At 60.3% G+C, this 13,338-nt stretch carries 13 protein-coding genes and 1 pseudogene; 6 read left to right on the top strand and 8 right to left on the bottom strand.

Annotation, left to right across the window (positions count from 1 at the left end; genetic code table 11):
- Positions 1-142: 142 nt before the first annotated feature.
- On the bottom strand, positions 143-613 hold the full coding sequence (locus tag HAP48_RS11250; RefSeq protein WP_166213737.1) for a DUF4411 family protein: 471 nt from the start codon (positions 611-613) through the stop codon (positions 143-145).
- A 6-nt stretch (positions 614-619) separates the two neighbouring features.
- Complete coding sequence (locus HAP48_RS11245; protein ID WP_175612334.1) at positions 620-910, bottom strand: hypothetical protein; 291 nt, start codon at positions 908-910, stop codon at positions 620-622.
- A 351-nt stretch (positions 911-1,261) separates the two neighbouring features.
- On the opposite strand from HAP48_RS11245, the gene tnpA reads away from it, so the two are divergent.
- The 5 genes and pseudogenes from tnpA (at position 1,262) to istB (ending at position 6,028) form a co-directional block, all read left to right on the top strand.
- Positions 1,262-1,657, top strand: a complete 396-nt coding sequence (gene tnpA, locus HAP48_RS11240) for an IS66-like element accessory protein TnpA (RefSeq protein WP_166202956.1) — start codon at positions 1,262-1,264, stop codon at positions 1,655-1,657.
- Complete coding sequence (gene tnpB / locus HAP48_RS11235; RefSeq protein ID WP_063676425.1) at positions 1,654-2,001, top strand: IS66 family insertion sequence element accessory protein TnpB; 348 nt, start codon at positions 1,654-1,656, stop codon at positions 1,999-2,001. Before tnpA ends, tnpB begins: the two co-directional genes overlap by 4 nt.
- A 46-nt stretch (positions 2,002-2,047) precedes the next feature.
- Positions 2,048-3,721 carry an IS66 family transposase gene (tnpC, locus tag HAP48_RS11230; RefSeq protein ID WP_166205228.1) on the top strand — a complete coding sequence of 558 codons (1,674 nt, stop codon included), beginning with the start codon at positions 2,048-2,050 and terminating at the stop codon, positions 3,719-3,721.
- An 80-nt stretch (positions 3,722-3,801) separates the two neighbouring features.
- A pseudogene (istA, locus tag HAP48_RS11225) lies at positions 3,802-5,250 on the top strand (IS21 family transposase); the annotation flags it as partial.
- A 16-nt stretch (positions 5,251-5,266) separates the two neighbouring features.
- Positions 5,267-6,028 carry an IS21-like element helper ATPase IstB gene (gene istB, locus HAP48_RS11220; protein ID WP_029085260.1) on the top strand — a complete coding sequence of 254 codons (762 nt, stop codon included), beginning with the start codon at positions 5,267-5,269 and terminating at the stop codon, positions 6,026-6,028.
- Between the two features lie 31 nt (positions 6,029-6,059).
- Here istB and HAP48_RS11215 read toward each other — a convergent pair whose 3' ends face one another.
- The 6 genes from HAP48_RS11215 to HAP48_RS11190 all read right to left on the bottom strand — a co-directional run bounded on the left by HAP48_RS11215 (position 6,060) and on the right by HAP48_RS11190 (position 10,406).
- Entirely contained in the window at positions 6,060-6,443 is a 384-nt protein-coding gene (locus HAP48_RS11215) for an ImmA/IrrE family metallo-endopeptidase (protein ID WP_224497018.1), read from the bottom strand.
- A gap of 48 nt (positions 6,444-6,491) precedes the next feature.
- Positions 6,492-7,438, bottom strand: a protein-coding gene (locus HAP48_RS11210; RefSeq protein WP_477021283.1) for an IS630 family transposase whose coding sequence is annotated in 2 segments (ribosomal slippage) — positions 6,492-7,090 and positions 7,090-7,438 — 948 coding nt in all. Because the reading frame shifts where the segments join, the coding sequence is not laid out codon by codon here.
- The gene (locus HAP48_RS11205) at positions 7,399-7,884 is read right to left on the bottom strand and encodes a hypothetical protein (RefSeq protein WP_166213739.1); all 486 of its coding nucleotides are present in this window, start codon (positions 7,882-7,884) and stop codon (positions 7,399-7,401) included. Before HAP48_RS11205 ends, HAP48_RS11210 begins: the two co-directional genes overlap by 40 nt.
- Complete coding sequence (locus tag HAP48_RS11200; protein ID WP_166213740.1) at positions 7,868-8,053, bottom strand: helix-turn-helix domain-containing protein; 186 nt, start codon at positions 8,051-8,053, stop codon at positions 7,868-7,870. Before HAP48_RS11200 ends, HAP48_RS11205 begins: the two co-directional genes overlap by 17 nt.
- Before the next feature lie 122 nt (positions 8,054-8,175).
- Positions 8,176-9,588: an SEC-C domain-containing protein gene (locus tag HAP48_RS11195; protein WP_166213741.1), complete on the bottom strand. Its 1,413-nt coding sequence runs from the start codon at positions 9,586-9,588 to the stop codon at positions 8,176-8,178.
- A 56-nt stretch (positions 9,589-9,644) separates the two neighbouring features.
- Positions 9,645-10,406 carry a hypothetical protein gene (locus HAP48_RS11190; RefSeq protein WP_175612335.1) on the bottom strand — a complete coding sequence of 254 codons (762 nt, stop codon included), beginning with the start codon at positions 10,404-10,406 and terminating at the stop codon, positions 9,645-9,647.
- 172 nt (positions 10,407-10,578) lie between these two features.
- On the opposite strand from HAP48_RS11190, the gene HAP48_RS11185 reads away from it, so the two are divergent.
- On the top strand, positions 10,579-11,931 hold the full coding sequence (locus HAP48_RS11185; protein WP_166213742.1) for an IS1380 family transposase: 1,353 nt from the start codon (positions 10,579-10,581) through the stop codon (positions 11,929-11,931).
- Positions 11,932-13,338 lie beyond the last annotated feature (1,407 nt).

Raw genomic sequence — 13,338 nt, 5'->3', positions numbered from 1 at the left:
ATTATTGAGGTGCCATATTGTTGGGCGAATGGGACCAGCATTTCGCTTACAAGCTCGCAGGCCTCGGATCGAAGAAATGCTCAAGCGTTATGGGGGGCTTGCACGTTCGAGGCTGGTGGGCGGTAGGTTGGCGAAGCCGCCGTTAGCCCAGCACCCAATCTTCCGCGTCGATCAGCTGCATCAAGTTGATGCATTCAACCTTCATGGCGTTGCAGACGCCGGGTATCTTACCGAGGCTGCCTACCCCGGTCTCTTCAGTGATAACCGCGTAACCGCTCACCTTGGCTTGGGCGATCACGAACGGGTCGGCTTGGAATTTTGCTTTACCGGCCGACACCAGCCCCGTGTAGGTATTGACGATATGGTCGACTTGGCCCTGCACGGTCTCATCCGGCGTGTGAAACATGGATGACCGAGGCTGCAGCCAATCGTGCAGCTCTTCCGATCGCTTCTTACTGCACTCTCGCAGAACCAGCGTAGACGACACGAGACGCCCCTCCTGGATCAATTGGTCAAGTTGCTCCCACAGTTTGGGAAAACGGTTGGGCTTATACCGTTCATACCAGGCGGAGATTAGCGCGCTGGTATCGATGCAGTAGATTGTCTTTGCCACGCGGGGTTACCCCGCCAAGCCAAAGGCCGCTTTTTCCATGACTTGAACAGTAGTGACCTTCATGTTCAAAAGACCTGCGACATCGCGCAGCGTGAAATAGCGATCATGATAACCCTGAAAAACCAGTTGCGTGAATGTGCGGCCGAGTTGGCTCAGCACAACGTAATGATATTTGGGACCACCTTCGGAGGCTTCTTTCCTTTCATCAAGCTGGGCGTAGAGTTTCTGAAAATCTGCGCGCTTGTTGTCGTAAAAGGCTTGGGTGGTGAGACCGAGTGTTAGCAGTCGGCGCAGCACGGCCTCCTGGCTAACTGCATGTTTCGCGGGATCGTGAGCACGGATTTCAGGGGATCGTGAGCAGAGATTTCAGACGATCGTGAGCACGGATTTCGCGGGATCGTGAGCAGCTTTTCAGCGGCTCAGCCCGCTTCGGCCGACAACTCAACCGGCTTAGGAACTGCCTCGTCAGTGAACGAGGAAGGCCGATGCCCACCCAGAGATTGTCGATGCGCCGGATCAAAGAGGTTCTCCGCTTAAAACATGTTCAAGGCTTGCCGGAGCGAGCCATCGCGCGCACCCTGGGCATCAGCGTATCCGTCCGAGGGCGGCCGTCTTGCGAGTTTTTCCGATCTGTAGCTGACTGTCCTTATGGACGGACATAAGGACAGTGCGGTGCTGAGCCGCATGGATTTGGTGGAGACCGGTCGGCGGCGACGCTGGACGCGTGCGGAGAAGCTCAGAATCGTAGAGGAGAGCTTCTCGGGGCCACGACTGGTGTCGGCGACGGCTCGCCGGTATGGGATATCACGTCAGCTTCTGCTGAGCTGGCGCAAGGCTTGGACCTGTCATGATCCGGCCGAAGAGGATTCGATCGGCCCGACATTCGTCCCTGCGATAGTTGCGGCAAGTACGCCGCCAACGACGGAAGCTGTCGAGACAGGTCAGATCGAAATCGTGAGCCCTCAGGGGCTGCGCGTGGTCTTCGGCCCCGGTGCGGATATCGAGGCGGTCGTTCGAATTGCTCGGGGCCTGGCGCGCCGATGATCCCGATCCCGACGGGCGTGCGGGTGTGGCTGGCGACGGGCCATACCGACATGCGGTGCGGCTTTCCGAGCCTGGCTCTGCGCGTGCAGGAAGTGCTCAAGCGCGACGCCATGGGCGGCGGTCTTTTCTGCTTCCGGGGCAAACGCGGTGATCTATTGAAGGTCATTTGGCACGATGGCCAGGGCGCCTGCTTGTTCACCAAAAGACTCGAGAGAGGCAGGTTCATCTGGCCATCGGTTGCTGGTGAATCGGTAACGATCTCTCCGGCGCAGTTGAGCTATCTGTTGTCCGGGATCGATTGGCGCAACCCTCAAGAAACCCAGCGTCCGACGCGGGTCGGATAGTCGTTTTACGGTTTGAATCTGCTGCTCGATCTGATTCAATGGCTCCATGATATCGAAGCCGGATGATCTTCCATCGGACCTTGTCAGTGCCCTGGCGGCGCTGCAGGCCGAGCGTGAGGCGCGACAGAAAGCCGAGGCGAAGGCCGCCAACTGGCAGGCGCAAGCCGCGAATGCGCAGGCGAAACTGTCGGATACCGAGGCGCTGATCGCTCATCTCGAGTTGCGCATCGAGAAGCTGAAACGCGAACTGCACGGGCAGCGATCCGAGCGCTCGGCACGGCTGCTCGAGCAGTTGGAGTTGGAGCTCGAAGAACTCGTCACCACGGCGAGCGAGGATGAGCTTGCCGCACAGGCCGCAGCGGCGAAGACGCAGAACGTCCGCCCCTTCATGCGCAAGCGGCCGGTGCGCAAGCCATGGCCTGACGATATCGAACGCGAGCGCGTCGTCATTGAGACTCCAACGACCTGCGCCTGCTGCGGTGGATCGCGGCTGGCGAAGATCGGTGAGGATGTGACCAAGACGCTGGAGGAGATCCCGCGCCGCTTCAAGCTGATCGAGACGGTACGCGAGAAGTTCACCTGCCGCGATTGCGAGAAGATCAGCCAGCCGCCCGCGCCGTTCCATGCCACGCCGCGCGGCTTCATCGGCCCACAATTGCTGGCGACGATCCTGTTCGACAAGTTCGGCATGCATATCCCGCTCAACCGCCAGAGTGCGCGCTTTAAGGCCGAGGGGATCGACCTGCCGTTGTCGACGCTGGCCGACCAGGTCGGCCACGGGACCTTCGCCGTCATGCCGCTCTTCCACTTGATCGAACGCCACGTGCTCGCTGCCGAGCGCCTTCATGGCGACGACACCACCATCCGTATTCTGGCGAAGGGCAAGTGCACGACCGGGCGGATCTGGACTTATGTGCGGGATGACCGGCCGTTCGCCGGGCCTGCGCCGCCGGCAGCGGTCTATTACGCCTCGAGCGACCGACGAGGCGAGCATCCACAGAGACATCTGGCCGCCTTCGCCGGCATCTTGCAGGCGGATTGCTACAGCGGCTTCGAGCCGCTGTTCGACCCGCAGAAGAAGGCGCTGCCGATTACGCCGGCGTTTTGCGTGGCCCATGCGCGGCGGGGCTTCTTCGAGCTGGCTGATATCGAGAAAAATGCTCGGGAAGGCAAGAAAGGCAAACCGGTCTCCCCGATCGCGCTGGAGGCTGTCAGACGCCTCGATACGTTGTTCGAGATCGAGCGCGCCATCAACGGCCGCGGTGCCGGCGAGCGGCGTGCCGCTCGCCAGGAACAGAGTAAGTCACTTCTCGAGGACATGCATGCCTGGCTGCTCCGCGAGCGCGAAACCCTCTCGCGTTCCTCCGAGGTCCTGAAGCCGATTAACTACATGCTCAGGCGCTGGGACGGCTTCGCCCGCTTCCTCGACGACGGCAGGATCTGCTTGACCAACAATTGCGCTGAGCGCGCATTGAGAGGCATCGCCTTGGGAAGGCGCAACTGGACCTTCGCCGGCAGCCAACGCGGCGCCGACCGTGCCGCCATCATGCTGACGATGATCACGACCTGTCGCCTCAACGACGTCGATCCCAAGGCCTGGCTCGCCGACGTCCTGGCCCGTATCGCCGATCATCCCGCATCGCGTCTGCACGAGCTCTTGCCCTGGGAATGGAAGCTCCTGCGCCAGGCCGACAAGCCAGCCAATCAGCAGGCCGCCTGACCTTCACCCTTCACCCAATGCCATCATAGACCTCGCCGTGCCCGCGCGCATGCGTCAATCAGGCGGCCTCCGTCGTATGCGTACGCATCAGCAACGGAGCCGTGCACAGCTATCTGCGCCGAGCCGGGGCTGCCGGACTGAACTGGCCGTTGCCGGTCGGAATGACCGACGAAGACCTGGAGCTGCTGCTTTTCCCTGCGCCGAGGCCTGCGTCACAGAGCCCACAGCGGCCCGTTCCCGACTGGGGCTATGTCGACAAGGAGCTGCGCCGGCGCAACGTGACCCGCCGGCTGCTGTGGGACGAGTATCGCGCCAGCCATCCCGATGGATTCGGCTACACATGGTTCTGCACGACCTACGAGGCCTGGAAGGGGCGAGCCCGGCCTTCGATGCGGCAGACCCATCTGGGCGGCGAGAAGGTTTTCGTGGATTTCGCCGGCGACACCATCGACGTCATCGCCCCCTCAAGTGGGGAAGTGCAGTCGATGAAGCTGTTCGTCGCAGCGATGGGCGCCTCCAACTATACCTACGCCGAGGCCTGCCCAAGCGAGGGGCTCGCCGACTGGATCCGGGTCCACATCAACCTTTTCGCCTTCCTCGGCGGCGCGCCGACATTCGTGGTCTGCGACAATCTCAAGGCCGCCGTCACCAATCCCGACCGCCACGATCCTGGCCTCAACCGAACCTATGCCGAGATGGCGAGCCATTACGGCACGGCCATTCTCGCAGCCCGGCCGCGGCGCCCAAAAGATAAGGCAAAGGTCGAAGTTGCGGTGCAAGTCGCCCAGAGATGGATTTTGGCGCGGCTGCGCAACCAACGCTTCTTTTCGTTGGCGGAGCTGAACGCAGCCATCAAAATACTCGTCGTCGAACTCAATGCCCGGCAGATGCGCGACTTTGGCGCCAGCCGCGCCGAACTGTTCTCCGAACTCGACAAGCCCAAGCTCACAAAGCTGCCGGATCAGGCTTACGCTTTCGCGCGCTGGAAGCGATGCCGGGTCGGCCCCGACTATCATATCGAGATCGATGGACACTGGTATTCCACGCCATATCGGCTCATCCGTGAGCTTGTCGATGCCCGCATCGACGACAGGACGGTCGAGATCTTCCACAACGGCCGCAGGATCGCCAGCCACGCCCGCGCGCCCAACCGGCGGGGCCACACCACCACCGCCGACCACATGCCCAGCGCCCATCGGCGCTACGGCCAATGGACGCCCGCCGGAGTGATCGCCGCCGGCGAGCGGATCGGTCCGTCGACCGCCGCCTTCTTCCAGGCCGTGATCGCGGCCCGGCCGCATCCCGAGCAAGGCTTTCGCACCTGCCTCGGCATTCTGTCGCTGGCCAAAAGCTACAGCGCCGAGCGCGTCGACGCGGCCTGCCGGCGCGGCATTCTGATCAAGGCGCGATCCGTCGCCTCGATCCGCTCCATCCTCCAGAACGGCCTGGATCGCACCTTTCTCGACGAGCCCTCCGAACCCCAACCCCTGCGCCACGGCAACATCCGCGGCCGGGATTATTTCCACTGAAGCCAAGGAGACCTGTATGCTCACCCATCCCACCCACGAACGCCTGATCGAGCTCGGCTTGAGCGGCATGGCCAAGGCCTTCGAGGAGCAGCGACGATCACCTGATCTCGAAGCCTTGCCGTTCGAAGATCGCATCGGCCTGCTGGTCGACCGGGAAGCCGCGGAACGCGACACCAGGCGGCTCACTACGCGCCTCAAGCTGGCCGCGCTCCGCCAGAATGCTTGCTTGGAGGACGTCGATTTGCGCACGCCGCGGGGTATCGACCGGGCCGTCTTCGCCAAGCTGGTCAGCGGCGACTGGATCGATCGCCACGAGAATTTGCTCATAACCGGAGCGACCGGATTGGGCAAAAGTTGGTTAGCCTGTGCCCTCGGCCACAAGGCCTGCCGCGACAATCGCTCGGTTCTCTATCATCGCGTCCCAAGATTGTTCGAAGCGTTGGCACTCGCGCGGGGGGATGGACGTTATGCCCGCTTGCTCAAAACCCTTGGCCGCGCCCAGCTTCTGATTTTGGACGATTGGGGATTGTCAGTGCTCACCGCTGCCGAACGGCGCGATCTACTGGAAGTCCTTGAGGACCGCCATGGCCGCGCATCCACCATCGTAACCAGCCAACTCCCTGTGGACACATGGCACGAAGTTATCGGAGACCCAACCTACGCCGACGCTGTCCTCGATCGCCTCGTCCATAACGCTCACCGCCTCCAGCTTGCCGGCGAAAGCATGCGAAAACGCAACGCCAGAACCATCACCCTTGACGAGCAGCCAGAACGCTGACTCTATCACCGCCTCGGCCGGAGCGGGCTGCTCACGATCGTCTGAATTCGCCGCTCATGATCGCGCGAAATCGCTGCTCACCATCACTGAAATATGCACTAACACCGAACCGCAATGCCAACGCTTCGAGTTCGTCATCGCGCCAACTCTTTTGGCCGTTCTTCTGATTAACCAGTCTTTCGCTCAGGAGCCAGTCGCGCGGCATCAACGTCGCAGCAGCGACAGCGTTACAGAATTTTTCAACCGCGGGGTTGGGTGCGTCATTGCGATCACTGCCGACGTTGCTAACACCGCTTTGTCTCAGCGCCAGATGGCAGAACTCGTGTAGTAGAGTAAACACACGGCCGTTGCCGCGATCCTTACCGTTGACCAGGATAACCGGCAGCGTGGTCTCCGCGAGCGCTGTCCCGCGCATCTCTCTAATTTTGAGGCGTGGCACAACGAAGACTAGAGCATTTTCCGATCACGTTGCGTCGTAACCAGCCGCGACGAGATAATTTTGGCATTCCTCGGGTGAGAAGCGCTTGAGAGCGTTGGCGATTGCTTGCCAGAGATCGGGCATGGTGCGCGCTGCGGCGGCCCGCAACAGGGCTTTCAGTTTAGAGAAGGCCATTTCGATCGGGTTGAAGTCTGGACTGTAGGGCGGAAGATAGAGCAGGCTTGCTCCGACCGCCCGGATGGCCTCTCGAACGCCATGGACCTTGTGAGCGGGCAAGTTGTCCATGATAACGGTATCGCCCGGCCGCAGCGATGGGGCGAGCAATTGCTCGACGTAGGCCAGGAAAGCGTCGCCATCCATTGGACCGTCCAGAACAAGCGGCGCGATCAGACCGTCGGAGCGCAATCCAGCGGTGAATGTCGTCGTCTTCCAATGTCCGTGTGGGATAGCTGCACGACATCGCTCGCCGCGTGGCGAGCGGCCGTAAAGCCGCGCCATTTTGGTGTTGGCGCTGGTTTCGTCGATGAAGACGAGACGCTCAGGGTCAAGATCGATTTGCCCTTCGATCCACTCCTCACGCGCGGCATTTATATCGCCGCGCCGTTGCTCGGCGGCGTGCGCTGTCTTTTTTTAAGTGTGATCTTTCTGCGCTGGAAAAAACGCCAGAGCGACGCGATGCCAGTCGATATTCCACGACGTTTCAACAGTTCTCGCAACTCGGCGAGCGTGATATCCGGCTTCGCTGTCACTGCCTCCAGAATCAATTGCGAATGCGCTTCGATGCGCTGCGATTTGCGGTCACCGCCCTGGCGTTTAGGAACGATGTCGCCAACTTCCTTGAGGCGACCGCGCCAGCGGATCGCACTGGCCGCGCTGACACCAAAGCGCTCAGCAGCCTGTCGACAGGACATGCCACCGTCAATCGCGGCTATCACCCTTTGACGAAGATCAACCGAAAGCGCCCTGGCCATACATGCTGGCCTCCCTCGCCAGCATGCAGCTTGAATCTGACTCGCGCCGTTTTGGGAATCCCCACCCGATTCATTCCGGTCGGAAAATGCTCTAGAATGTCCTTGGCCTCGATCGCATTGCGCCAGCCCTCAAACGCCTTTTTGGCAAAGCGCTGCTGTTTGGTGTCATCAACCTCAAGAAACTCACGGAAACGGGCGCTCAGTGTTTCGACATTGCTGGCAAGAGTGGCGCGCAATGCAAACTCGCGCACGGGTTCTTTCAGTTCGTTCTTTACCGCCAGCGCGACCTCGCGGCGTTCGCGCGCCTGACGGATGGCATAGGTCAACTGCGGGGAGAACCCGCCCTCGGCGCCGGGCAGGCGGCGGAAATCGCGGATCGGCTGCCAGCCCTTGGGCGGCTGCTTAAGATAAAACAGACTAACCGGGCGTTTATAGTGGTCGGCCACATCCAGGAAGCTTGGCGAAGGTCGGCGTTTCCTCGCCGCTCTCAAGCGCTTGCAGGCGTGCTTCATCAATGCTGAGTTTGCGCGCGGCATCGGCCAGGCTGTACCCGGCTTGCGCCCGTGCCCATGTCAGCATGGCCGGATTGATAAGGGCTTTGACGCTTTTCGCCATTTCTGCAGTTCCAACGGGATTGTACCGCGTTCGTCAATAGATAGGCATCAAATATGGCCGTCTTGCCTAAAAGAACCGTTCAGATCGTGGGCGTTCAGCACTGCCCCCCGCAGTGGTGGGGCCTAATCTAACCCGTCTGGGGTATCCTTCGGGGTCTTCCGTGCCATGTATTCAAGAACCTCGCTAAAATCGATGCCAAGGCCGGCAAGGGTCGGCTGCAAAAGGAAAAAACTCGAGGCCGTTGCTACGCCGCCCGTAGGCGTACTGTCGTTTTTCGCCGCGGCGGACGCATTACCACTAGCCAAGGTTTCCGTCACACGAAGCAGCAAGTTTAGCCGCCGATCGTTGAAGATTGGATCGGCTGTACCCAAGCCTTGCAGAAGTGTTTTTGCCTCGGTCAGGCGCTCGGCTTTGTTGGACCAAATCGCAATGGCAGAGTAAGCAAACACGAAATCCTCAAATTCGTGATGCGGTAACGTTTCGCGTTCTACAGCGTCGATCTCGGAAGCGGCCGCATCGGTGTCCTTCAGATATAGCAAACATTCCGCCAGATGCACCTTGTCGAGTTGAGACCCGTCTAGTGCGATTGCTTCGCGAGATGCGGTCTCGGCCTGATCCCATTCTCCAGCGTATCGGTAGCTGTTACAAATCTCACGATGGATGTTGGCTTTTCCGGATCGCGTCCAGTTAGGCTCAAGTAGAAGGGCTTGAAACTCCAACGCGGAGGCCTTCAATATCTGCTTGTCGTGCCTCACGCTTCCTTTTAGCTGTAATAATCGGCAATAGATGTGCTTCTCGTAGCCCTCAAGAGGATCATCTTTCTCGGTCTGCTGCACCATCGCAAGGGCGTCGCTTAGTTGCTGCTCGGCAGTTTGAGCATCACCTATCATGAAATATTGAACTGCTTTCGCCCCACGGTATTGCAACTGGTTCTCACGGTCGTCATCAAGCTCAAGGATACGATCGAGAATTTCAATTCGAGCTGCAAATGGTAGATCGTCAAATTCCAAGTCACCGTACAGCCGCAGAAGTTCGAGGTCGTCCTCTTTTTTGGTAATCGGACCGGCCTTTGCCAATTCCTGTCGCGCTTTCCCGCGATCACCGCCAGGTCCGAGATAATGAAAGGCCAAATGGTACGTGATTCTTTTATACCAGGATGGATGTTGGATATTGCTTCGAAGTCGTTCCAGCACCGCAGGCCAGTCTTTCCAAAGTTCGAGCCGGAAATAAAGCCAGGAGAGACGACTGACGTAGTCGCCAAGCGCATTAACGTCGATGCGGAGCAACTTTGAGACAGCTCCGCTTCTCGCTATCACAGGTGCTGTATTAGTCTTGTGCCAGATTGTGTACTGTGTGATGTCCGCGCGCGTAGCGACCAGTGCCCGGTCGAAGCGGTTCTCTTTGATCGCCTGAAAATATGCCTTGCCGATGTCAAAGTCTGGCAAACACCGCCAGCAACAATCCTTGAATTTGTTTCCAGAAGCGCACGGGCACGGCTCGCTCCATTTGGGTTTCCACCGTCGGCGTGTCGGCATTAACTGATCTTCTGTTGTGTTTAATCTTACCTGCGGTGACTCTGAGGCACCAGCGATCAAGTAGCAAACCGCCGAAGCGCAGCGCGGTCCTCTGGAATGAGGCTCAGGCTTCGGGCTGGATAATCGGGCTGGATTTCCTGGCTTACCCGCCCTTCGGGGATGCGCCGCAGCAATACCTGAAAAGCGGGGTTGAAGCGCCGCAGCTCCCATCCGCTCGCAGCATGCAAAGTTGGCGTCCACTCGCGGGTTTCATCTTCCAACAACAGCTTCGCAAGGGTGCGGGCATCCTTATCCGTGGAGCATTCCCAGCCCATCACCTGATGATCGATCTGTTCGTAAAATGTCTGCGTCAGTCGAAGCCACCAGTTATCGCGGCCGATGGCCCGGTCAATCTTGACCAGGCCGTGCGCATTCAGCTCAAACGCGGCCTGCTCAACGTCGCCTCGATCGGCATCCGGGAGCAGGGCGCAAAGGTCAGCCAACATCCGGCGGTGGCCCGCCATCCCATCGCCCGGCGCACGCGCCAGCGCTACGGCCAACTCCCCGGCCACGCCCGTCAGCGTGGTCGTTGGATTGAGTACCTTGTCGTGCTCGTCGATACGGCTGGTATTCTCGTTCGTACGTTCCGAGACCGCGACTTCCCACTTGCCCCGAGATTTTTGTGCCTGGGTCGGGACGAACTCGCCCACCAGCTTCGTAATGGCGCTACCGCCAGGAACGAGGCTGACGGCGGCTTCCAATGGGACACGTGCCCGGTCGTCGGGGTGCTTCGTCCGCGGCGGAGCGATTGGCGGGCGTTCGATGGGTTTATCTGTCATAAAACGGCTCCGGCCAGGGGTATTCTCGGGCTGAGAACGTATTTTGGCCCTCCCTAGCCCGTCTTATTCGTCAGAGGGCGCCTGAGAGGCTGGCGAGCGTGGTGTAAAGCGCTGATGCGGCGTAGGATTCGGTTGCAAAGCCAACCCCATCACCTTCAGCCGCGAACACGCCATGACCGATGATACGATTCTGCCCTTCTCGTTTCCAGCCGTTCACGCCAAGAAAGTCACAGCTGCCTTCGATGGCGGTCGGCTGACCTCGAACGGGGGCGTGATGCTTCTGGCGATGGCCGAGCGGCGTCTCGGCTTGGCCGACAATTTGGCCCGGGTGTTCCCGGATCGGCGCGATCCGACGCGGGTCGTGCACAGCCTTGTCGATATGTTCCGCGCGCGCATGTTCGCGATCTGCTGCGGCTACGAGGACGCCGACGACCTCGATCATCTGCGGTCCGATCCCGCATTCAAGCTGGCCTGCGGTCGGCTGCCGGACACGGGTCGCGATCTGTGTTCCCAACCGACGCTGTCGCGGCTGGAGAATGCTCCGCGCCTGCGCGACGTGATCCGACTGACCTACACTTTGGTCGACGCATGGATGGATAGCTACCCGCGCGAGCCGGCATCCGTCACGCTCGACATCGATGATACCTGCGATGTCGTCCACGGCCATCAGCAGCTCTCGCTGTTCAACGCTCATTATGACGAACGCTGCTTCCTGCCGATCCACGTCTACGACACGGAGAAGAGCCGGCCCGTGGCGGTCGTGCTGCGGCCCGGCAAGACGCCGGGCGGCGTCGAGGTGCGTGCCCATCTGCGCCGCCTGATACGGCATATCCGGACGCGGTGGCACAACACGCGAATTACGTTCCGTGGCGACGGGCACTATGCCCGGCCAGAGGCACCGGAGGCAATGGCGTGGTGCGAGACCAACGGCATCGACTACATCTTCGGTCTGTCCGGCACCAAGCCGCTCGCCAGAAAAGTCGACGAGGCCGCCGACGGCATCCGCACGCGCCGTGCCATCGAGGACCTGCCGGTTCTGCGTGGCTATACCGAGACGCGCCACAAGGCAAAGTCCTGGGATCGCGAACGACGTACCGTCGCCCGTATTGAGGCGACGATGCTCGGCCTCGACATCCGTTTCGTCGTCACCAGCCTCGATGTCGGCTCGGCCGAGTGGATCTACGACAGCCTGTATTGCGCGCGCGGCCAAGCCGAGAATCTGATCAAGCTGCATAAGACACAGCTCGCCTCCGATCGCACCAGCTGCCGTTCGGCGCTCGCCAATCTAGTCCGCCTCGTTCTCCACACCGCCGCTTATTGGCTGATGCTGACCGTGCGCGACGCGATTCCCAAAGCCCGGGAATTGGCCACAGCCGAGTTCGCGACGCTGCGTCTTCGTCTCTTGAAACTCGCTGCCCGTGTCGTCGAGACCACGAGCCGCATTCGCCTTGCGTTTGCCGCGGCATGTCCCGAAGCCGACCTGATCCGCGGCTTGCCAGGCGCGCTGCTGCCGCTCGGTCCTTGACCGGCGGGGCGTCCGCCCCTCGTTCGCCCAACCCATCCCTCAAGCGCGTTGCAAAGTACCGGTCGTCAGGCGGTGAAAAGCCGAAGGCAATCCCGCGCGCCTCGTCAGAGCAGATGTGCGGCCACATCAATCGGACTAAAAAAACGCACTCTCACGAATAGGACGGGTTAGCGAGACTGACCACCTTGCCCCCCCCCGAGAGGCTCAATCCTCAAGGGTGCGAGCAAGGAGTATCGCGGAAAAGGACTGCACCGCACCTACCTGGATTGGTGGCAGCCGAATCCCACCATTGGTCTATGCTGGTCCTTCAGGACTTGCAGATTTAGGAGAGATTACTAGACGTGCTCAGGACGGCCACAGAGGCCGATGATGGCCTCGGAGATCGCGGCGGCGGTTCTGGCTGCCCATGGGGTGCGGGACATCTCCCTCTCCTGGTGGCAGTGACGAACCGCGATATAGGTGAGCCCGGAGAGTGTTACTAGTCGGCGCCGCGGCGAGGTGGGACTCTTTCGGTCAGATCTTAGATCAGGGCGAAGCCCTCGCTACCCCACGACGGTCCGGAACAATCCACAGCCGCGCTGCGTTTGCGTCGCTGCAACCCCAACCCGGAAGGGAGTCCGACGGCGAAGACGAAGAAGACGACCAAGAAGGCTCCGCCTCGATACAACAAGGACGACGTGAGGGCCCTCAAGGCCCATTCCAAGGCCAGGACGCCGATCGACAATATCTCGAAGCAGATGAAGCGGTCGGTCCCCGCACTGAGGGCGAAGGCACACCAGCTCGGCATCGGGCGCTGAGCTGCGGCGGATGGCCGGAAGATCTGAGCGCGAAGCGCTCGCTACAATTCGCAGGCGTCGACTTCCTCGTCCGGAAACTTCTCAGCCGCCAGGTCCAGCCTGTCCTTCGCCTCCTCCAGCTCCCCGGTGACCAGGACGTAGTCCTCGAACCTGATGAATCCGCGCGCCAGTTTTCAGCGCGATTACATGCGGCTCTTTCCCACTGAAAATCAATCTTGTATATGAAGTCGTGATCGCAATCCGCGGTTCGCCAACAAACGCGCCCGACTGGCTAGAGCGATGTTACTATTAGGCTGTTGAATTGTGGAGGGCAGCCATGACGTTAGGGAAAGGTTCGCTGGTATTGGCGCTTTGGCGCCTCACGAGGGTATGGTCGTTTGGGACTGCAGGTGTGTGGTACGCTGGGAGAGTACAGCGGACGCTACCTGACGGTAGGGTAAGAATACGATTTTGTCACGGGAAGGTACGGCTACATGCCAAGGACTCTTTCGATGTAATCAGGGTGAAATCTGCTCTGCCCTTTGGTAAACACCAGTGCGGTCCTTACACAAGAGAGTATGCGCGAACGCTGGCAGACTTATCGGAGAGTATATGGCCCGGAAAATCAAAG

Origin of the sequence: Bradyrhizobium septentrionale (genome assembly GCF_011516645.4) — a bacterium.
GTDB classification, from domain to species: Bacteria; Pseudomonadota; Alphaproteobacteria; order Rhizobiales; family Xanthobacteraceae; genus Bradyrhizobium; species Bradyrhizobium septentrionale.
This window is presented reverse-complemented; position numbering and strand designations above follow the sequence as displayed.